Annotated in this window: 18 protein-coding genes; 12 read left to right on the top strand and 6 right to left on the bottom strand. The window is 72.9% G+C overall.

What is annotated here, in order from left to right; all coding sequences use genetic code 11:
- Positions 1 to 38: 38 nt before the first annotated feature.
- The 6 genes from ACFZBX_RS14110 (at position 39) to ACFZBX_RS14085 (ending at position 5616) form a co-directional block, all read left to right on the top strand.
- Positions 39 to 1046 carry an MBL fold metallo-hydrolase gene (locus tag ACFZBX_RS14110; protein WP_391533883.1) on the top strand — a complete coding sequence of 336 codons (1008 nt, stop codon included), beginning with the start codon at positions 39 to 41 and terminating at the stop codon, positions 1044 to 1046.
- A 69-nt stretch (positions 1047 to 1115) separates the two neighbouring features.
- Complete coding sequence (locus ACFZBX_RS14105) at positions 1116 to 2960, top strand: ATP-binding protein (RefSeq protein ID WP_391533881.1); 1845 nt, start codon at positions 1116 to 1118, stop codon at positions 2958 to 2960.
- An 11-nt stretch (positions 2961 to 2971) separates the two neighbouring features.
- On the top strand, positions 2972 to 3424 hold the full coding sequence (locus ACFZBX_RS14100) for a roadblock/LC7 domain-containing protein (protein WP_391533879.1): 453 nt from the start codon (positions 2972 to 2974) through the stop codon (positions 3422 to 3424).
- Positions 3421 to 3783, top strand: a complete 363-nt coding sequence (locus ACFZBX_RS14095) for a DUF742 domain-containing protein (protein WP_391533877.1) — start codon at positions 3421 to 3423, stop codon at positions 3781 to 3783. Before ACFZBX_RS14100 ends, ACFZBX_RS14095 begins: the two co-directional genes overlap by 4 nt.
- The gene (locus ACFZBX_RS14090; protein WP_380760944.1) at positions 3761 to 4402 is read left to right on the top strand and encodes an ATP/GTP-binding protein; all 642 of its coding nucleotides are present in this window, start codon (positions 3761 to 3763) and stop codon (positions 4400 to 4402) included. Before ACFZBX_RS14095 ends, ACFZBX_RS14090 begins: the two co-directional genes overlap by 23 nt.
- Entirely contained in the window at positions 4399 to 5616 is a 1218-nt protein-coding gene (locus ACFZBX_RS14085) for a cytochrome P450 (RefSeq protein ID WP_391533876.1), read from the top strand. Before ACFZBX_RS14090 ends, ACFZBX_RS14085 begins: the two co-directional genes overlap by 4 nt.
- A gap of 52 nt (positions 5617 to 5668) precedes the next feature.
- On the opposite strand, the gene msrB is transcribed toward ACFZBX_RS14085, so the two are convergent.
- The 4 genes from msrB to ACFZBX_RS14065 form a co-directional block, all read right to left on the bottom strand.
- The gene (gene msrB / locus ACFZBX_RS14080; RefSeq protein WP_391533875.1) at positions 5669 to 6073 is read right to left on the bottom strand and encodes a peptide-methionine (R)-S-oxide reductase MsrB; all 405 of its coding nucleotides are present in this window, start codon (positions 6071 to 6073) and stop codon (positions 5669 to 5671) included.
- 21 nt (positions 6074 to 6094) lie between these two features.
- Positions 6095 to 7519 (bottom strand): UDP-N-acetylmuramate--L-alanine ligase, encoded by a 1425-nt coding sequence (gene murC, locus ACFZBX_RS14075; RefSeq protein WP_391533873.1) that lies wholly within the window; start codon positions 7517 to 7519, stop codon positions 6095 to 6097.
- A 102-nt stretch (positions 7520 to 7621) separates the two neighbouring features.
- Positions 7622 to 8083 carry an indole-3-glycerol phosphate synthase gene (locus ACFZBX_RS14070; RefSeq protein ID WP_391533871.1) on the bottom strand — a complete coding sequence of 154 codons (462 nt, stop codon included), beginning with the start codon at positions 8081 to 8083 and terminating at the stop codon, positions 7622 to 7624.
- Between the two features lie 141 nt (positions 8084 to 8224).
- On the bottom strand, positions 8225 to 8992 hold the full coding sequence (locus ACFZBX_RS14065; RefSeq protein WP_391533869.1) for a pyrimidine reductase family protein: 768 nt from the start codon (positions 8990 to 8992) through the stop codon (positions 8225 to 8227).
- Between ACFZBX_RS14065 and zapE the strand changes: the two genes are divergently transcribed.
- The 4 genes from zapE to ACFZBX_RS14045 all read left to right on the top strand — a co-directional run bounded on the left by zapE (position 8991) and on the right by ACFZBX_RS14045 (position 14323).
- Positions 8991 to 10109, top strand: a complete 1119-nt coding sequence (gene zapE, locus ACFZBX_RS14060) for a cell division protein ZapE (protein WP_391533867.1) — start codon at positions 8991 to 8993, stop codon at positions 10107 to 10109. The two genes, ACFZBX_RS14065 and zapE, sit on opposite strands and share 2 nt — an antisense overlap.
- Before the next feature lie 36 nt (positions 10110 to 10145).
- Positions 10146 to 12245: an excinuclease ABC subunit UvrB gene (uvrB, locus tag ACFZBX_RS14055; RefSeq protein ID WP_391533865.1), complete on the top strand. Its 2100-nt coding sequence runs from the start codon at positions 10146 to 10148 to the stop codon at positions 12243 to 12245.
- Between the two features lie 253 nt (positions 12246 to 12498).
- Positions 12499 to 13080: a TerD family protein gene (locus tag ACFZBX_RS14050; protein ID WP_391533863.1), complete on the top strand. Its 582-nt coding sequence runs from the start codon at positions 12499 to 12501 to the stop codon at positions 13078 to 13080.
- Between the two features lie 259 nt (positions 13081 to 13339).
- Positions 13340 to 14323, top strand: coding sequence for a TerC family protein (locus ACFZBX_RS14045; protein ID WP_391533861.1), 984 nt, complete (start codon positions 13340 to 13342; stop codon positions 14321 to 14323).
- Between the two features lie 85 nt (positions 14324 to 14408).
- On the opposite strand, the gene ACFZBX_RS14040 is transcribed toward ACFZBX_RS14045, so the two are convergent.
- Entirely contained in the window at positions 14409 to 15062 is a 654-nt protein-coding gene (locus tag ACFZBX_RS14040; protein WP_391533860.1) for an MBL fold metallo-hydrolase, read from the bottom strand.
- Between the two features lie 71 nt (positions 15063 to 15133).
- Positions 15134 to 15889, bottom strand: a complete 756-nt coding sequence (locus tag ACFZBX_RS14035; RefSeq protein WP_391533859.1) for a maleylpyruvate isomerase family mycothiol-dependent enzyme — start codon at positions 15887 to 15889, stop codon at positions 15134 to 15136.
- 280 nt (positions 15890 to 16169) lie between these two features.
- On the opposite strand from ACFZBX_RS14035, the gene uvrA reads away from it, so the two are divergent.
- A complete protein-coding gene (uvrA, locus tag ACFZBX_RS14030) occupies positions 16170 to 19133 on the top strand; it encodes an excinuclease ABC subunit UvrA (RefSeq protein WP_391533857.1) in 2964 nt (987 codons plus the stop codon).
- A gap of 113 nt (positions 19134 to 19246) precedes the next feature.
- Positions 19247 to 19684: a Rieske (2Fe-2S) protein gene (locus ACFZBX_RS14025; protein ID WP_391533855.1), complete on the top strand. Its 438-nt coding sequence runs from the start codon at positions 19247 to 19249 to the stop codon at positions 19682 to 19684.
- Positions 19685 to 19735: the final 51 nt, after the last annotated feature.

Here is a 19735-nt window from a genome sequence, read left to right as displayed (position 1 = left end):
TGCTCCACTACCGTCACATCATCGGCATAATCGCGGCCATGACGATCGACCGTGCGAACGTGAGCGCGATTGCCGAGGACCTGTACGTCTGGCTCCCGCCGAAGCGCGGCTGGGGCCTGGCCAACTGCGGACTGCTCGCCGGACCGCGGACGGCGCTGTGGATCGACACGCCCTACGACCCCTCGCTCGCCGCCGAGTTCCTCGCCGAGAGCCGCAAGCGGCTGCCGGGGGACGTCACCGTCGACCGGATCGTCGTCACCCACGCCAACGGCGACCACCTCTGGGGCGCGGGCGTGCTGCCGGACGCCGAGGTGATCGCCACCCGCGAGGCGCTGGAGCACATCCACTGGGAGCCGACGCCCCGGCAGACCCACGGCCTGGTCACCGGCAGCGACCCGGACTCGCCGCTCGGCGGCTACCTGCGCCGCCACTTCGGACGGTTCGACTGGTCGCAGACCGAGCCCGTCCACCCGGACACCGTCTTCCAGGGCGAGCTGGAGCTGCGGGTGGGGGAGTACCCGGTGCAGATCACCGGCCTGCCCTCGGCCCACACCGGCGGCGACCTCATCGTCCACCTCCCGCACCAGCGCGCGGTGTTCGCCGGTGACGTGATCTTCGGCTCGACCGCCGAGCAGCCCGGCGACCACCCCTCGCACTGGGCCGGTCCGCTGGAGAACATCGTCGCCGCCTGCGAACGGATCCTGGACACCGGCGCCGAGGTCATCGTCCCCGGCCACGGCCCGGTGCTCGACCGCGCCGGCGTCCGGGAGCACATCGCCTACCTCGGGTACGTCCGCGAGCGCGCCCACGCCCTGCACCGGGCCGGACTGCCCGCCCTGGACGCGGCCCGCCGGATCATCGCCGAGCAGCGGTACCCCGAACTCGGCCTGCCCGAGCGGCTGGTGCTCACCGTCGCCGCCGAGTACCGGCACCTGGACGGCACCGGGGTGCCGGGCGTCCTGGAGGCGATGAGCCAGGTGGCCCTGGTCGCCCGGGAGCTGGACGAGGACGCCGAACGGCGCGCGCCCCGCCCGCGCACGGCCTGAGCCGCACCCGCCCTCCGTACCGCCCCGCCCCGATCCCGCTCTTCGTACAAGGAAACTCCGAGGACGTCGATGACGCAGCTGCTGGTAGCGGCCCTGGCGCTGATCGCGCTGGCCGCGCTCGTCGCGGCCGGGTGGCTGGCCCGCGGCCGCTCCCGCGCGCTCGCCCGGGCCGCCTCCGCCGAGGCCGCCGGCGGCCTGGCCGAGGAGCGCGCCCGGGTCGCCGAGGGCAGGGCCGGCCGGGCCGAGCAGCAGGCCCGCGACGCCCGGGCCGAGGCGCACGCCGCGGAGCAGCGGGCGACCGAGGACGGCCGGCGGGCCGCCGAGGCCGAGCGGGCGGTCGGCGAGGCCGAGCGGCGCGCGGCCGACGACGGGCAGCGCGCCGAGACGGCCGAGCGGGCGGCCGCCGAGGCCGGACAGCGCACCGCCGCCCTGCTCGCCGAGATCGGCCACCTCGCCAGCGAGCGGGTGGCCGCCGCCGCCCTGCGGCTGAGCCACCCCAATGTGCCGATCGCCGGACCGCTGGACGCCGTCGCCGTCGGCCAGGACGCCGTCCATGCCCTGCAGCGCGTCCTGGACGCCGCCTCGGCCGCCGTCACCGACGAGCGGGAGCGGGTCGACGCCGCCGCCCGCTCCGCGATGCGCGGCGCCACCTCCAAGATCCAGACCCTGCTCTACCAGATCCAGAGCCTGGTCCAGCAGCTCCAGCACGACAACGACGACCCCCGGCTGCTGGAGGTCGACTTCCGCAACGAGGTCGCGCTGCGCCGGATCCAGACCGTCGCCGTGCTCTGCGAGGCCTGGCCGGGCCTGGCCCGCACCGACTCGCCGCTCGCCGAGGTGGTGGTCGGCGCGCTCTCCCGGGTGCCCGGCTACGCCCGCATCAAGGTCGCCAACCACCTGCGCGAGGACCGGCTCGCGGTGGTCGCCCGGGCCGCCGAGCCGGTGGCCATCGCGGTCGCCGAGCTGCTCGCCAACGCCACCGCGTACTCGCACCCGGAGACGGACGTCCCGGTCACCGTCCAGCAGGGCGGCCGCAGCGCGCTGGTGATCGTCGACGACAGCGGCATCGGCATGGAGGAGGACCAGCTGCGCCGGGCCCGCCGGCTGCTGGCCGGCCCGCCCGAGGTGCTGCTCACCGAGCTGGGCAACCCGCCCAGGACCGGCTTCGCGGTGGTCGGCAAGCTGGCCCGGCAGTACGGCTTCTCCTGCCACGTCGAGCCGTCCCCGTACGGGGGCATGCGCGCGCTGGTCCGGATCCCGGCCGGGCTGCTGACCGTGGTGGACGAGGAGCAGCCGCTCTCGGTGCTCACCCCGCTGCCGCTGCGCGCCGGGTCCGCGCCCGCCGCGTCGTCCGCCTCCGGCCAGGCCGGCGGCCGCGGCCGCGAGGGCGCCCCGGCGATCCGGGTCGTGCCGCCGGTGCCGGACGGGCCGGGCGCGTCGAGCGGGCCGGACGAGCCGGACACCCCGCCGGTGCACGCCGTCCCGCCGGTGCGCGCGGTACCGGACGGGCCCGGCCCGGCGGACGACGGCACCGGGCTGCCCAGCCGCCGCCGGCGCCGGCCGCTGGCGCCGAACCCGCAGCCCCAGGCCGCCCCCGCGCCGGCCTCCGCCGCCCGGCCGGTGCGCACGCCCGAGCAGGCCGCCGCCCGCTGGCAGGCGCTCCAGCACGGCACCGGCTCCGGCCGCGCGGCCGTCGCCGAGGCAGAGGCCGAGACCGCGACCGTGACCGAGGCCGAGGCCGCCCGTACCGAGGCCGCCGACCCGGCCGGCCCCACCCCCAGCCCCCACCCCCCGTCCCCCGCGGCGACCGGCCCCACCGGCGCCGACCGGGCGGCCCCGCCCCGCCCCGACGCCGCCCGCACCGGCGCCGGCCCCGCGGACGCGACCGGCCGCCGCACCACCCAGACCCCCTGAGGAGCCGCGCCGTGAGCAGCACGCCCAGCCCCACCCACACCACCCCCAGCCCGTCCGGCACCGACGGCATCGCCTGGGTGCTGACCCCGCTCCTGGAACTCCCCGGTGTCGTGCACGCGGTGGTCGCCACCGGCGACGGCCTGGTCGAGGCCGCCTCGGACGGCCTGGCCCGCGCCTCCGCCGAGCGGGTCGCCGCGATGACCGCCACCGTGCACGCCGCCGCCCGGGCGTTCACCACCGCCTTCACCGACGCCGAGCAGCCCCGGCTGGCGCAGACCGTGGTGGAGTCCGAGCTGGGCTTCGCCGTCGTCGTCCCGGCCGGCGAGAACACCTCGCTCGCGGTGTTCACCACCCCCGACGCCCAACTCGGCAACGTCGCCTACCAGATGCAGGTCCAGGTGGCCGCCCTGGGCCGGGCACTGGCGAGCCCGGCCAGGCGGCAGGACGCCCCCGCGCGGTCATGACCCCGACCCCCCGCAGGCGGATGGTGCCCGCCTACCTGGCCACCGGCGGCCGGACCCGCCCCGGCGGCGACGGCTTCGAACGGCTCACCGTGCTCTTCGTGACCGGCGACGGGCAGCCGTCGGCGCTCGCGGAGCTGGAGGCGGAGCACCGACGGCTCTGGGACCTCTTACGACCCGGCGCGCTCACCGTGGTGGAGGCGGCCGCGCACCTGCGGCTGCCGGTCAGCGCCACGGTCTTCCTCGCGGCCGACCTGGTCGAGGCGGGCTGCCTGCACGCCCGCGCGCCGATCCCCCGCGCCCAGCAGACCGACCGCTCCCTCGTCGAGAGGCTCCTCGTTGGACTCCGCACTCTCCGGTAACCCGCCCGGCCAGGGTCGGCCGGACCGGGTGGGCTACCTGCCCGACCCCGAACAGACCCTGATGAAGCTGGTGGTCGCCGGTCCCTTCGGCGTCGGCAAGACCACCTTCATCCGCACCCTCTCGGAGATCCCGACCCTGCACACCGAAGAGGCGATGACCGAGACCGGCGCCCCCGTCGACGACGTCGCCGGCCTGCCCGGCAAGACCACCACCACGGTCGCCGTCGACTTCGGCCGGCTCACCCTGCCCGGCGAGCTGGTGCTCTACATGTTCGGCACCCCCGGCCAGCGGCGGTTCTTCCCGCTCTGGCAGGACATCGCCCGCGGCGCCATCGGCGCCCTGGTCCTGGCGGACACCCGCCGGCTCGCCGACTCCTTCGAGATCATGGACATGGTCGAGGAGCAGGGGCTGCCCTACGCGGTCGCCGTCAACCGCTTCCCCGACTCGCCCGTCCACCCGGCCCCGGTGCTGCGCAGCCACCTCGACCTGCACGCCAGCACCCCGCTGGTGCTCTGCGACGCCCGCGAGCGCGGCTCCAGCCTGGACGCCCTGATCGCGCTCACCGAGCACGTCCTGCACGGCCTGCCCGCCTCCTCCCCGGCCCCGGAGCAGCCATGACCACCCCCTCCACGCACCCGCCGGCCGCCCTGCACGGCCCGGCCTTCGCCGCCGACCCGCAGGCCGTCTACGCGCGGCTGCGCCGCCAGGGCCCGGTCGCCGAGGTGGAGATCGCGCCCGGCGTCGGGGCCCTGCTGGTCACCGACTACCAGGCCGCCCTCGACCTGCTGCGCGACACCGACACCTTCTCCAAGGACTCCCGCGCCTGGCAGCGGACCGTCCCGCCGGACTCCCCGCTGCTGCCGGTGCTCGGCTACCGGCCCACCGCGCTGTTCAGCGACGGCGCGACGCACGCCCGCTACCGGCAGGTGATCACCGACGGCCTGGCGCTGCTGGAACCGCACCAGCTGCAACGCCGGGTCGCCGAGGTCGCCCACCGGCTGATCGACGCCTTCGGGGAGAACGGCTCCGCCGATCTCATCGCCGACTACGCCCGCCGGCTGCCCGTCCACGTGCTCACCACCGGGTTCGGCGTGCCCGACGAGCACCGGGAGCGGCTGGTGGCCGGCATCGTCGGCTCGATCGAGTCCGCCCGGCACACGGTCGCCGCGTACACGGACCTCGTCGAGGTGGTCACCGGGATGGTCGCCGAGCGCCGCGAACGCCCCCGGCACGACCTCACCTCGTGGTTCCTCACCCACCCGGCGGGGCTGGACAACGACGAGGTGGTCCGGCAGATCACCCTCACCATGATCGCCGGCAACGAGCCGACCACCAACCTCATCGGCAACGCCCTGCTGCGCCTGCTCACCGACGCCCGCTACGCCGGCTCGCTGTTCGGCGGCGCGATGACGGCGCACCAGGCGATCGACGAGGTGCTCTGGCACGAGCCGCCGCTGGCCAACCTCTCCGCCCACTACCCGCGCGTGGACGTCGCCTTCCACGGCCGCGTGATCCCGGCCGGCTCGCTGGTCCTGGTCTCCTACGCGGCCGCCAACTCCCAGGCTGCCCCGCCCGCCGCCACCGCCGACGGCGCGGACACCGCGGGGCTGCGCAGCGGCGGATCCGCCCACCTGGCCTGGGCGGCCGGCCCGCACGCCTGCCCGGCCCGGGACCCGGCCCTGCTGATCGCGATCACCGCGATCGAGCAGCTGACCAGCCGGATCGGCGACCTCGAACTCGCCGAACCCGCCGACACCCTGCACTGGCGCCCCGGCCCCTTCCACCGCGCCCTGGTCCGCCTCCCGGTCCGCTTCACCCCGGTCCCCGGATGACGCAGGGCCCGGGCACCCTCGGGTGCCCGGGCCCTCCCGGTTCAGCTCCTCGTCACTCCGCCGGCTTCAGCGTGAGCGAGACCGAGTTGATGCAGTACCGCTGGTCGGTCGGCGTGCCGTAGCCCTCGCCCTCGAAGACGTGGCCGAGGTGGCCGCCGCAGCGGGCGCAGCGGACCTCGACCCGGCGCATGCCGAGCGAGGTGTCCTCGATGTACTGGACGCGGTCCCCGGCGAGCGGCGCGTAGTAGGACGGCCAGCCGCAGTGGCTGTCGAACTTGGTCTCCGAGCTGAACAGCTCGGCGCCGCAGGCCCGGCAGGCGTAGACGCCGACGGTCCTGGTGTCGGTGTACTCGCCGGTGAAGGGGCGCTCGGTGCCGGCCTCCCGGAGGACGTGGTACTCCTCGGGGGCGAGCTGGGCGCGCCACTCGGCGTCGGTCTTCTCGATCTCGTAGCTCATGACGGCTCCCGGTCGGCGGACTCAGACGTTGGTGGCAACACCGGCGAGGTGCTCCAGGCCCCGCTCCAAGTGTTCCAGAATGGCCGGCCCCAGGTTGGTGACGTCGCCCGCGCCCATGGTGAGCAGCAGGTCGCCCGGGCGGGCCAGGCCGGCCAGCACCGCGGGGGCGGCGGCGAAGTCGTGCTCGGGGGTGACCTCGGCGCCGGCCCGGCGGGCGGCGTCGATGATCAGCTCGCTGGTGACCCCGGGGATCGGGTCCTCGCGGGCCGGGTAGATGTCGAGCACCACGGACGCGTCGGCCAGCGCCAGCGCGGCGCCCATCTCCTCGGCGAGCTGCTGGGTGCGGCTGAACAGGTGCGGCTGGAAGACCACCAGGACGCGGCCCTCGGTGGCCTCCCGGATCGCCTCCAGGTCGGCGGTCATCTCGGTCGGGTGGTGGGCGTAGGAGTCGATCACCTGGACGCCGCCCGCCTCGCCCTTGAGCTGGAGCCGGCGGCGCACGCCGGTGTAGGCGCCGAGCGCCTTGGCCAGGTCGGCGGCCGGGACGCCCAGCGCGACGCCGGCGGCCAGCGCGGCGACCGCGTTGTGGGCGTAGTGCCGGCCGGGCACCGAGACGGTGAAGGTCAGCTCGGCGCCGTCCACCAGCACGGTGACCTCGCTGGTCATGCCGCGCGCGACGACCGACAGCACCCGCAGGTCGGCGTCCTCGGCGGCGCCGACGGTGACCACGTTCAGGTCCGCGCGGCCGGCCACCCGGGAGGTCAGCTCGCGGGCGCCGTCGTGGTCGGCGGAGACGACCAGCGTGCCGCCGGGCACGATCCGGCCGACGAAGGTCTCGAAGGACTCGTGGATCTCGTCGATCGAGGCGTAGTTGGCGTGGTGGTCCAGCTCCACGTTGAGCACGATCGCCACCTCGGGCGCGTACTTGTGGAAGCTGCGGTCGCTCTCGTCGGCCTCGGCGACGAAGATCTCGCCGGTGCCGTGCTGGGCGTTGGAGCCGGGCGCGTCGAGGTCGCCGCCGATCGCGTAGGACGGGTCCAGGCCCAGCTCGCCGAGGGCGACGGCGAGCATGCTGGTGGTGGTGGTCTTGCCGTGGGTGCCGGCCACGGCCAGCGCCCGCCGCCCGCCCATCAGCGCGGCCAGCGCGTCGGAGCGGTGCACGACCGGGATGCCGCGCTCGCGGGCGGCGGCCAGCTCCGGGTTGTCGGCGCGGATGGCGCTGGAGACGACGATGCTGCTCGCGCCGTCCGGCACGTTCTCGGCGGCGTGCCCGATGTGCACGGCGGCGCCGAGGGCGCGCAGCGCGCGGACGGTCTCGGACTCCTTGGCGTCGCTGCCGGAGACGCCGGCCCCCCGCACCGCGAGGATCTTCGCCAGACCGGACATCCCGGCGCCGCCGATGCCGATGAAGTGCGGGGCGTGCAGGTCGTGCGCGGCGTCGTTCAAGGCGGGGCTCCGTACGGGCGGGGATCAGGGGAGGGCGGACGACGTGCGAATCGTCCTCGCGGCCGGACCGCAAGGACGATTCTGCACCACGTCGGGGTTTCGTCAGGAGTCGCTGGCGAACAGCCGCAGCACCGGGACGCCCACCTTGTGGCGGGCCTGGGACGCCCAGTCGCGGTGGAAGAACTCCTCCACGAAGTGCGGCGAGGTGAGCACCACCACCTCGTCCGCCCGGTGTTCCTCGACCACGGCGCGCAGCCGGTCCAGCGGCTTCTCCTCGACCAGCTCGCCGACCGCGTCGGCACCGGCCTCGCGCAGGTGGCGCAGGCTGTGCTCCAGCGACTCGGTGGCGACCGTCGGCCCGCTCTCGGACTCGTCGTGCTCGCGCACCGCCTTGTCCAGGTGGCCGAGGGCGACGTCGTCGAGCGCCCGCAGCAGCTCGTCCTGCCTGCCACGCGGCTGCATCAGGACGACGAAGGACACCTTCTCCTCGCTGTGGAGCGTGGTGACCAGCGCCACGTCGTCGTCGGAGAGAGCCTTTTCGATCATCAGTACCGTCTTGAACACGTGAGTCCCTTCCAGTCGCCGGCCCCCGGGCTCCGGCTTCGCATCCCATACTGCCCGGCGGAAGCTTTCCGCACGCTCCCCACCCGGCACACGGGCCACGCGGAGGAAGCCCCGACCGGGAGCGGGATCACGATCCGGAGGTCATGAGACGGGCGGACGCAGGTAGCGGGTGAAGAGGAATCCTTCCTGCTCGATCAATGAGACCAGCCGCATCCGCTGCACGTCCGGCAATTGCGCATCATGGAGGACGCGCGGCGCGTCGCCGCCGGTGAGCAGCGGCGCCAGCGACAGGCACAGCTCGTCCAGCAGGTCCTCGGCGGCCAGCTGCCCCAGCAGCCTGGGCCCGCCCTCGGTGAGCATCCGCGTCCAGCCGCGCCCGGCCAGCGCCGCGACCGCCGCCCGCAGGTCCACCGTGCCCCGGCCGACCGCGATCACGTCGGCCACCTCGGTCACCGCCGCCAGGCTGCGCACCGGCGCGTCCTCGGTGGTGATCACCACGGTGCGCACCAGCGGCTCGGTGAACAGCGGCGCCGCGAGGTCCAGCCCCAGCGAGCGGCTGACGATGGCGATCGCGGGCGCCGGCGCCTGCCCGGCCGCCCGGCGCGCCTCGGCGAAGTCGGCCCGTGCCCGGGCCGGCCGGTACCCCTCCGCCCGCACCGTCTCGGCACCCACCAGCACCACGTCCGACAGCGCCCGCAGCACCCCGAAGATCCGCTTGTCGGCGTCGCCGGACAGCCCCTCGGACAGCCCGTCCAGCCGGGCCCCGCCGTCCAGCCCCGCCACCATGTTGGCCCGCAGCCACGGCCGCCCCCCGTCCACCTGCCCGGGGTACGCGTAGACGGCGGCCAGCGCCTCCAGCGAACTCGGATCGTCGAAGGTCTCCGCCACGGGGCTGATCAGCTGTTGCATGCCCCCAGTCTTCCACCGGGTGCCCGTCCCGGGGCCGTCCCGACCAGGCGTACCCTTTAGCACCGTGCCCGCAGCTTCCCACCCCGCCACCGCGACCGAGCCGATAGCCCTCACCTCCCGGCGTCCCGTCGTCCCCGCCGAGCGCCTGGTCGCCGAGATGGTGCCGCCGCCGCGCTTCTCCGTCGTGAGCTTCGGGACGTACCTCCCGGACCCGGCCCAGCCCAGCCAGTACGAGGCCGTGCAGGTCCTGGAGCAGTTCGCGGGCACGCTCAACAGCGGCAACGGCTCCGCGCCCAGGCGCAGCTGGTTCCGCCGCAGCGCCCCGGCCCCGGCCGGCCCGGCGGGCATCTACCTGGACGGCGGCTACGGCGTCGGCAAGACCCACCTGCTCGCCTCGCTCTGGCACGCCGCCCCCGGCCCCAAGGCCTTCGGCACCTTCGTCGAGCTGACCAACCTGGTCGGCGCGCTCGGCTTCCAGCAGGCCGTGCAGACCCTCTCCGGGCACCGGCTGCTGTGCATCGACGAGTTCGAGCTCGACGACCCGGGCGACACCGTCCTGGTCTCCACCCTGCTCGGCCGCCTGGTGGAGAACGGCGTCAAGCTCTGCGCCACCTCCAACACCCTGCCCGAGAAGCTCGGCGAGGGCCGCTTCGCCGCCGCCGACTTCCTGCGCGAGATCCAGGGCCTGTCCGCGCACTTCCGCCCGATGCGGATCGACGGCCAGGACTACCGCCACCGCGGCCTGCCGGACGCCCCGCCGCCCTACCAGGCCACCGAGGTCGACGCCGTCGCCGCCCGCACCCCGGGCGCCTCCCTCGACGACTTCGACACCCTCCTCGCCCACCTCTCCGCCGTCCACCCCAGCCGCTACGGCGCCATGCTGGACGACGTCACCGCCGTCTGCCTGCGCGGCGTGCACCAGGTCGACGACCAGTCCACCGCCCTGCGCCTGGTCGTCCTCGCCGACCGCATGTACGACCGCGAACTCCCCATCACCGCCTCCGGCCTCCCCTTCGACCAGGTCTTCCCCGAGGAGATGCTCCGCGGCGGCTACCGCAAGAAGTACCTCCGCGCCGTCTCCCGCCTCGTCGCCCTCGCCCGCGACAGCGCCGGGTAGTCCTCGGTTGTCGGTGGTGGGCCGTACCGTGGAGGCGTGCGACCCATCACGAGTATTGAGCGGTCAGTGGCGCCCTTCGAGGTCGTCAGTTCCTACCAGCCCAACGGTGACCAGCCGGCGGCGATCGCGGAGCTGGAGCGGCGGATCCGGGGCGGGGAGAAGGACGTCGTCCTGCTCGGTGCCACCGGTACCGGCAAGTCGGCCACCACGGCCTGGATGATCGAGAAGCTGCAGCGGCCCACCCTGGTGATGGCGCCGAACAAGACGCTGGCCGCGCAGCTGGCGAACGAGTTCCGCGAGCTGCTGCCGAACAACGCGGTCGAGTACTTCGTCTCGTACTACGACTACTACCAGCCCGAGGCGTACGTCCCGCAGACGGACACCTACATCGAGAAGGACTCCTCGATCAACGAGGAGGTCGAGCGGCTGCGCCACTCGGCGACCAACTCGCTGCTCACCCGGCGCGACGTGGTCGTGGTCGCGTCCGTCTCCTGCATCTACGGCCTCGGCACGCCGCAGGAGTACGTGGACCGGATGGTGCGGCTGAAGGTCGGGGAGGAGATCGACCGGGACGTCCTGCTCCGGCGCTTCGTCGACATCCAGTACACCCGCAACGACCTCGCCTTCACCCGCGGCACCTTCCGGGTGCGCGGCGACACCATCGAGATCTTCCCGGTCTACGAGGAGCTCGCCGTCCGGATCGAGATGTTCGGCGACGAGATCGAGGCGCTGTACACGCTGCACCCGCTCACCGGCGAGATCATCAGCCAGGACGACTCGGTTTACGTCTTCCCGGCCTCGCACTACGTGGCGGGCCCGGAGCGGATGGAGCGCGCGGTCAACGGCATCGAGAAGGAGCTGGAGGAGACCCTCGCCCGGATGGAGAAGCAGGGCAAGCTGCTGGAGGCCCAGCGGCTGCGCATGCGCACCACCTACGACCTGGAGATGCTCCGCCAGATCGGCACCTGCTCCGGCGTGGAGAACTACTCCATGCACTTCGACGGCCGCGAGCCCGGCTCCGCGCCGAACACCCTGCTCGACTACTTCCCGGAGGACTTCCTCCTGGTCATCGACGAGTCGCACGTCACCGTCCCGCAGATCGGCGCGATGTACGAGGGCGACGCCTCGCGCAAGCGCACCCTGGTCGAGCACGGCTTCCGGCTGCCGTCCGCGATGGACAACCGCCCGCTGAAGTGGGAGGAGTTCCTGGAGCGGGTCGACCAGACCGTCTACCTGTCGGCGACCCCCGGCGCGTACGAGCTGTCGCGGGGCGACGGCCAGGTCGAGCAGATCATCCGCCCGACCGGCCTGATCGACCCCGAGGTGATCGTCAAGCCGACCGAGGGCCAGATCGACGACCTGGTCCACGAGGTCCGCAAGCGGGTGGAGAAGGACGAGCGCGTCCTGGTCACCACGCTCACCAAGAAGATGGCCGAGGACCTCACCGACTACATGCTCGGCCTGGACATCCGGGTGCGGTACCTGCACAGCGACATCGACACGCTGCGCCGCGTGGAGCTGCTGCGCGAGCTGCGGGCGGGCGAGTACGACGTGCTGGTCGGCATCAACCTGCTCCGCGAGGGCCTGGACCTCCCGGAGGTCTCGCTGGTGGCGATCCTGGACGCGGACAAGGAGGGCTTCCTGCGCTCCGGCACCTCGCTGATCCAGACCATCGGCCGCGCGGCCCGCAACGTCTCCGGCGAGGTCCACATGTACGCGGACCGGATCACCCCGGCGATGGAGAAGGCCATCGACGAGACCAACCGCCGCCGGGCCGTCCAGCAGGCGTACAACAAGAAGCACGGGATCGACCCGCAGCCGCTGCGCAAGAAGATCGGCGACATCCTGGACACCCTCGCCCGCGAGGACGTGGACACCGGCGAGCTGCTGTCCTCCGGCTACCGGGGCGCGGGCGGCGCGAAGGGCGGCAAGGCGCCGGTGCCGGCGCTCGGCGCCGAGCGCAAGCCGGCGAAGTCGCTGCCGGCGGCCGAGCTGGCCGAGCTGATCCAGTCGATGACGGACCGGATGCACGCCGCCGCGGTGGACCTGCAGTTCGAGGTGGCGGCCCGGCTGCGCGACGAGGTCAAGGAGCTGAAGAAGGAGCTGCGCCAGATGCGCGAGGCCGGTATCGCGTAGCGGGCCCCGGAGAGCACCCCCGCCGGGCGCGTGGCCGGTTCCGTTCCCGGTCAAGCCCGGCGGTGTCTCAGGGCTGCCACAAACGGGTACAGGGCGGGCAGAGCGTTCCACCGCAGGGCCTAGGCTGGATTGCGAGCCGCTCGGGGACAGGGCGGCCGGAAAGAGGGGGCCTCAGCCGGGGGACGGCAACGGGGTGTTCCACCGTGGTGCCGGCGCGGGCCTCCCGCGCGGCCGGGCAGAGAGGGCATGCGCCGTGTCGGTGAACCTTGCCAAGGGCCAGCGGGTCAGTCTGCAGAAGGGGCCGGGGGAGACGCTGACCGTGGTCCGGATGGGCCTCGGCTGGCGGGCGGCGCCCCGGCGGGGCCTGTTCGGCAGTCGGACGCGACAGATCGACCTGGACGCCTCGGCGCTGCTCTACGCCGACCGGACCCCCTCCGACGTGGTGTTCTTCCAGCACCTGGAGAGCTCCGACGGCTCCGTGCGGCACACCGGGGACAACCTGGTGGGCGGCGCCGGGGCGGGGGAGGACGACGAATCGATCCTGGTGGACCTGGCGCACGTGCCGCCGCAGATCACCCAGGTGGTGTTCACGGTCAGCTCGTACACCGGGCAGTCCTTCGCCGAGGTGCAGAACGCCCACTGCCGGCTGGTCGACGAGTCGACCGGGCTGGAGCTGGCCCGCTACGAGCTGACCGGCGGCGGCCCGCACACCGGCCAGATCATGGCGAAGGTGTTCCGGGACGGCAGCGGCGGCTGGGAGATGCAGGCGATCGGCGCCCCGGCCAAGGGCCGGACCTTCCAGGACCTGCTGCCGGCCATCGAGCCCTTCCTGTAGCGGCCCCCGGGGGCCCGGGAGGGCGGTCTCGCGGCCCGCGGAACTGACGGGCCTTTACCTTCTTTACCTTTGTTTTGGGATGCTGTTACCCTTCTTGCAGCGGAGGGGAGTATTCCCACGCAGTCGTCCCCGTCATCACGGGCACCCGTCGCGGTGCCCCGGGGCGCTGGTCCGCGGACGCGCCGCAGCGCGCCCGACGGGCGGAAGAGACCTCCGGCAGTGACGATGACTGTCTCGCCTACCTGCCGGAGGAGCAGTAGTGGACGTTTCCGTAAGCCTCTGGGTCGGCACCATCGTGGTGCTGTTGGCCCTGATCACCGCCGATTTCTTCATCGGCGGCCGCAAGCCGCACGAGGTGTCGATCAAGGAAGCCGGCATCTGGACCACCGTCTGGATCGTGCTGGCGGCGATCTTCGGCGGTTTCCTCTGGTGGCACTCCGGCGCGACGCCGGCGGGTGAGTTCTTCGCCGGCTACATCACCGAGAAGTCGCTCAGCGTCGACAACCTCTTCGTGTTCATCCTGATCATGGGCAAGTTCGCGGTGCCCAGGATCTACCAGCAGCGCGTGCTGATGTTCGGTGTGATCATCGCCCTGGTGCTGCGCGCGGTCTTCATCGCCGGCGGTGCCGCGCTGGTCGCCCAGTTCTCCTGGGTCTTCTTCATCTTCGGCGGCTTCCTCATCTGGACGGCGTGGAAGCTGATCAAGGAGGCGCGGGCCGACGAGGAGGAAGAGGAGTTCGAGGAGAACCGCCTCCTCAAGTCGATCGAGAAGCGCTTCCCGTCGACCGACAAGTACCACGGCACCAAGCTCTTCATCCGGGAGAACGGCCGCCGGCTGATGACCCCGATGCTGATCGTCATGCTGGCGATCGGCACCACCGACGTCCTGTTCGCGCTGGACTCGATCCCGGCGATCTTCGGCCTGACCCAGGACCCGTACATCGTCTTCACCGCCAACGCGTTCGCCCTGATGGGCCTGCGCCAGCTGTACTTCCTGATCGGCGGCCTGCTGAAGAAGCTGGTCCACCTCTCGTACGGCCTGTCGGTGATCCTGGGCTTCATCGGCGTGAAGCTGGTGCTGCACGCGCTGCACGAGCAGGGCGTGCACGTGCCGGAGATCGGCATCCCGTTCTCGCTGGGCTTCATCGTGGTGGTCCTCGCCATCACCACCGTGACCAGCCTGATGGCCTCCAAGAAGGCCGCCCTGGCCGAGCCGGACGAGCAGCAGAAGCTGGACGCCTGACGGAGGACGTCCGACGAGGACGTCCGACGAACGCGGGCCCGCGACCGAGCAACGGTCGCGGGCCCGCCCCTTTCGCGTCCGGCGGCTACCAGCCGCGCTCGCGCCACTCGGACAGGTGCGGGCGCTCGGCACCGAGGGTGGTGTCGTTGCCGTGGCCGGGATAGACCCAGGCCTCGTCCGGCAGGGCGTCGAAGATCTTCTCGTTGACGTCCCGGAAGAGGCTCGCGAAGGCCTCCCGGTCGCCCCAGGTGTTGCCGACCCCGCCCGGGAAGAGGCAGTCGCCGGTGAACACGTGCGGGTGGCCCTGCGGGTCGTCGTAGACCAGCACGATCGCCCCGGGGGTGTGGCCGACCAGGTGCCGGACGGTCAGCGCGCAGCGGCCCACCGCGAGGGTGTCGCCGTCCGCGAGCGGCAGCGCGGTGGGGACGTCGATGCCCTCCGCGTCGTGCTCGCCGGCCGCGGTGCGCGCTCCGGTGGCGGCGACCACCTCCTCCAGCGCGTTCCAGTGGTCACGGTGCCGGTGGGTGGTGACCACGGTGGCCAGGCTCTCGCCGACCGTCTCCAGCAGCACCGGCGCGTCCGCCGCCGCGTCGATCAGCAGCTGCTCGTCGGTGTCCCGGCAGCGCAACAGGTAGGCGTTGTTGTCGTACGGGCCGACCGCCACCTTGGTGATGATCAGGTGCGCCAGCTCGCGCACGTCCGGCGGCCCGCCGACCTTGACCGCTCCGTGGTACGTCATCCGTCCGGTCCTTCCCTCGCCGGTCTACGTGTTCACGGTCATCCTCGCGCACAACCGTGCCCGCGGGCCGCTCAGCCCAGCGGGGGCAGGACGGGCAGCGAGGTGCCGGCGGTGCGGCGCAGGCCGTCGCCGTCGGCGCGGCCCGAGAGCCAGGCGAGCAGGGCGCGGACCGGGCCCTCGACGGTCAGGGCGGGGGTGCCGGTGCCGATCACGGCGCGCTCGGCGGTGTCCTCGGCGAGCAGTTCGACGGCGGGCAGGTCGGCGCCGGCCAGCTTGCCGCCGAGGCGGCGGAACTCGGCGGACGCGAACTCGGCCGGCCAGTGCGCGGGGGTGTAGCCGGCGCCCAGGTCGACGTGGTGGTACTCGACCTCCGCCATGCGCTTCCAGGGGATGTCGGAGGCCGGGAAGACCAGGCCGCTGCTGTGCCGGACCTCGGCGGCCCAGGCCTCGGCGGGCAGCAGGGCGGCGGCCGCGGTGAACCGCTCGTCGGTGGCGCGCAGGTCGGCGAGCTGGACGTCCGCCGGGCGGGGCGCGCCCTCCTCGATGTCCTGGTTGCGGGCGTCCGGGCTCGCGTACTGCGGGATGTCGGTGCCGGTGCGGGCGCCGTCCAGCAGGTTGACCAGGGAGTCGGCGTTGCGGGCGAGGTGGGCCAGGACGTGGCCGCGGGTCCAGCCGGGCAGCGCGGAGGGCTCGGCGACCGCGTCGGGCTTGAGCTCGGCGGCGCTGTGCAGCAGGTGGCGGGTGCTCTCCTCGACCAGCGCGAGGTAGTGCGCGGCGCGGGCGGCGGCGGTGGTGGCGGCGGTGGTGGCGGACTGCGGGTCGGTCATCGGATCGGCCTTCCAGGAGGGTCGGCGCGTTGCCCGCGTGGGGCTCCGCTCGTTGAAGGGGTGACGCCGGGGACGACGCTACCGCCGTTGCTCGCTCCTGAGCAGGGGCTTTTCGGACCGCGCGTCAAGGCTTCGCGGACCGTCCTCACTCGTTCGGGTGGACCCGGCTGGACATGGTCGTTAATCGAACGCGTGAGCTAGTAGGCTGGCTGCCGCATCCTGGAAGAAGTACACCTTTCGATTCCCAGCCCTCTCGCCCCGGAGAAAGGCGCCAGAAGCAGTGGCCGACCGCCTCATCGTCCGCGGTGCTCGCGAGCACAACCTCAAGAACGTCTCGCTCGACCTGCCCCGCGACTCCCTCATCGTCTTCACGGGCCTCTCCGGCTCCGGCAAGTCCTCGCTCGCCTTCGACACCATCTTCGCCGAGGGCCAGCGCCGCTACGTCGAGTCGCTGTCGTCCTACGCCCGCCAGTTCCTCGGCCAGATGGACAAGCCCGACGTGGACTTCATCGAGGGCCTCTCCCCGGCCGTCTCGATCGACCAGAAGTCCACCAACCGCAACCCGCGGTCGACCGTCGGCACCATCACCGAGGTCTACGACTACCTCCGCCTGCTGTTCGCCCGGATCGGCAAGCCGCACTGCCCGCACTGCTCCCGCCCGATCGCCAAGCAGTCCCCGCAGGCCATCGTCGACAAGGTGCTCGAACTCGCCGAGGGCACCCGTTTCCAGGTGCTCAGCCCGGTGGTCCGCGAGCGCAAGGGCGAGTTCGTCGACCTCTTCGCCGACCTCCAGTCCAAGGGCTACGCCCGCGCCCGGGTGGACGGCGAGACGGTCCAGCTCGCCGAGCCGCCCAAGCTGAAGAAGCAGGAGAAGCACACCGTCGAGGTGGTGATCGACCGCCTCACCGTCAAGGAGAGCGCCAAGCGCCGCCTGACCGACTCGGTGGAGACCGCCCTGCGGCTGAGCGGCGGCATGGTCGTGCTCGACTTCGTCGACCTCCCCGAGGACGACCCCGAGCGCGAGCGGATGTACTCCGAGCACCTCTACTGCCCGTACGACGACGTGTCGTTCGAGGAGCTGGAGCCGCGCTCGTTCTCCTTCAACTCGCCGTTCGGCGCCTGCCCGGACTGCTCCGGCCTCGGCAACCGGATGGAGGTGGACCCGGAGCTGGTGGTGCCCGACGAGGAGCGCTCGCTGGACGAGGGCGCCATCCACCCGTGGTCCGGCGGCCACACCAAGGAGTACTTCCAGCGGCTGATCGACGCCCTGGCCGGGGAGCTGGGCTTCCGCACCGACATCCCCTGGGCCGGGCTGCCGGCCCGGGCCAAGAAGGCGCTGCTGCACGGCCACAAGCACCAGGTGCAGGTCCGCTACCGCAACCGGTACGGGCGCGACCGCTCCTACAGCACCGGCTTCGAGGGCGCGGTGCCGTTCATCCAGCGCCGCCACCAGGAGGCCGAGAGCGACTCCAGCCGCGAGCGCTTCGAGGGCTACATGCGCGAGGTGCCCTGCCCGACCTGCCGGGGCACCAGGCTCAAGCCGGTGGTGCTCGCGGTCACCGTCGAGGGCCGCTCGATCGCCGACGTCTCCTCGATGTCGATCAGCGACTGCTCGGACTTCCTCGGCGCGATGAAGCTCAACGCCCGGGACAAGCAGATCGCCGAGCGGGTCCTCAAGGAGGTCAACGAGCGGCTGCGCTTCCTGGTCGACGTCGGCCTGGACTACCTCTCGCTGGACCGCGCGGCCGGCACCCTCTCCGGCGGCGAGGCCCAGCGCATCCGGCTCGCCACCCAGATCGGCTCCGGCCTGGTCGGCGTGCTCTACGTGCTGGACGAGCCGTCCATCGGCCTGCACCAGCGCGACAACCACCGGCTGATCGAGACCCTCGTGCGGCTGCGCGACATCGGCAACACGCTGATCGTCGTCGAGCACGACGAGGACACCATCAAGATGGCCGACTGGGTGGTCGACATTGGCCCCGGCGCCGGCGAGCACGGCGGCAAGGTGGTGCACTCCGGCTCGCTGAAGCAGCTGCTCGGCAACAAGGAGTCGCTGACCGGCCAGTACCTCTCCGGCAAGCGCTCCATCCCGATCCCGGACACCCGGCGCGGGCGGGACAGGAAGCGCCAGCTCACCGTGCACGGCGCCCGCGAGCACAACCTCAAGGACGTCACGGTCGGCTTCCCGCTCGGCACCTTCACCGCGATCACCGGTGTCTCCGGCTCGGGCAAGTCCACCCTGGTCAACGACATCCTCTACACCCACCTCGCCCGGGAGCTGAACGGCGCCCGCACGGTGCCCGGCCGGCACACCCGGATCACCGGCACCGACCTGGTGGACAAGGTGGTGCACGTCGACCAGTCGCCGATCGGCCGCACCCCGCGCTCCAACCCGGCCACCTACACCGGCGTGTTCGACCACGTCCGGCGGCTGTTCGCGGAGACCCAGGAGGCCAAGGTCCGCGGCTACCTGCCCGGCCGGTTCTCGTTCAACGTCAAGGGCGGCCGCTGCGAGAACTGCTCCGGCGACGGCACCATCAAGATCGAGATGAACTTCCTGCCGGACGTCTACGTGCCGTGCGAGGTCTGCCACGGCGCCCGGTACAACCGGGAGACGCTGGAGGTCCACTACAAGGGCAAGTCCATCGCCGAGGTGCTGGACATGCCGATCGAGGAGGCCCTCGGCTTCTTCGAGGCCGTCCCGGCGATCGCCCGCCACCTGCGGACGCTCAACGACGTCGGCCTCGGCTACGTCCGGCTCGGCCAGTCCGCGCCGACCCTCTCCGGCGGCGAGGCCCAGCGCGTCAAGCTCGCCTCCGAGCTGCAGAAGCGCTCCACCGGCCGGACCGTCTACGTGCTGGACGAGCCCACCACCGGTCTGCACTTCGAGGACATCAGCAAGCTGATCAAGGTGCTCACCGGCCTGGTGGACAAGGGCAATACGGTGATCGTCATCGAGCACAACCTCGATGTCATCAAGACCGCCGACTGGATCGTCGACATGGGCCCCGAGGGCGGCTCCGGCGGCGGCACCGTGGTCGCCGAGGGCACCCCCGAGGAGATCGCGGCCGTCCCGGAGAGCCACACCGGCAAGTTCCTGCGCGACATCCTGCCGGGCGACTTCGCCGACGCCCCGGTCAAGAAGCCGGCCAGGGCGGCGGCCAAGGCGACGGCCGCCAAGACGGCCAAGGCGCCCGCCAGGACCGCGGCTCCGCGCAAGCGGGCGGTGGCCGCCAAGAAGTAGCCCGCGCCCGACGGCGACCGCCCCCGGACTCACCGGGGGCGGTCGCCGTGAGGCCGCATAGACTTCCCGGCGGCCCGCAGCCGCGAGCCCCCGCGAGACCAGGAGCGAACGCCATGCCCGAGGCCCCCGACAGCCCCGCCCCCACCCGCCGCACCCTGCTCTGCGGAGCCGCGGCCGTCCTCGCCGCCGGCGGTACCGTCGCCCTCTCCGGCTGCTCCTCGTCCTCCTCCGCCGACTCCGGATCCGCCGCCAAGTCCCCGGTCGACGTCGGCCCCGCGTCCGCCGTGCCGGTCGGCGGCGGCACCGTCTACCGCGAGAAGAAGATCGTCGTCACCCAGCCCGCCGAGGGCCAGTTCAAGGCGTTCAGCGCCAAGTGCACCCACGCCGGCTGCATCGTCGACCAGGTCAAGAACCAGCAGATCCAGTGCCCCTGTCACAGCAGCCTGTTCGGCATCACCGACGGCGCCGTGCTGGACGGCCCGGCCAAGTCCCCGCTGCCCGAGTACACGGTCGCGGTCGAGGGCGGCAACCTCAAGGTGACCCCGCGCTGAAGCAGTTGATCTCCCGCACGCGCCCCCGGCCCGAGTCGGTACGGTGGACCC

The sequence above is a fragment of the Kitasatospora sp. NPDC008115 genome (genome assembly GCF_042957205.1).
Lineage (GTDB): Bacteria > Actinomycetota > Actinomycetes > Streptomycetales > Streptomycetaceae > Kitasatospora.
Note: the sequence above shows the minus strand (reverse complement) of the source record. Positions and strands in the feature narration are given on the sequence as shown.

What these genes read in the sequence shown, in the direction of transcription:
- ACFZBX_RS14110 (WP_391533883.1), top strand. Translation starts at nt 39, where the DNA reads ATGACGATCGACCGTGCGAACGTGAGCGCGATTGCCGAGGACCTGTAC.
- ACFZBX_RS14105 (WP_391533881.1), top strand. Translation starts at nt 1,116, where the DNA reads ATGACGCAGCTGCTGGTAGCGGCCCTGGCGCTGATCGCGCTGGCCGCG.
- ACFZBX_RS14095 (WP_391533877.1), top strand. Translation starts at nt 3,421, where the DNA reads ATGACCCCGACCCCCCGCAGGCGGATGGTGCCCGCCTACCTGGCCACC.
- ACFZBX_RS14085 (WP_391533876.1), top strand. Translation starts at nt 4,399, where the DNA reads ATGACCACCCCCTCCACGCACCCGCCGGCCGCCCTGCACGGCCCGGCC.
- msrB (WP_391533875.1), bottom strand. Translation starts at nt 6,073, where the DNA reads ATGAGCTACGAGATCGAGAAGACCGACGCCGAGTGGCGCGCCCAGCTC.
- zapE (WP_391533867.1), top strand. Translation starts at nt 8,991, where the DNA reads ATGCCCCCAGTCTTCCACCGGGTGCCCGTCCCGGGGCCGTCCCGACCA.
- ACFZBX_RS14065 (WP_391533869.1), bottom strand. Translation starts at nt 8,992, where the DNA reads ATGCAACAGCTGATCAGCCCCGTGGCGGAGACCTTCGACGATCCGAGT.
- ACFZBX_RS14040 (WP_391533860.1), bottom strand. Translation starts at nt 15,062, where the DNA reads ATGACGTACCACGGAGCGGTCAAGGTCGGCGGGCCGCCGGACGTGCGC.
- ACFZBX_RS14035 (WP_391533859.1), bottom strand. Translation starts at nt 15,889, where the DNA reads ATGACCGACCCGCAGTCCGCCACCACCGCCGCCACCACCGCCGCCGCC.
- ACFZBX_RS14025 (WP_391533855.1), top strand. Translation starts at nt 19,247, where the DNA reads ATGCCCGAGGCCCCCGACAGCCCCGCCCCCACCCGCCGCACCCTGCTC.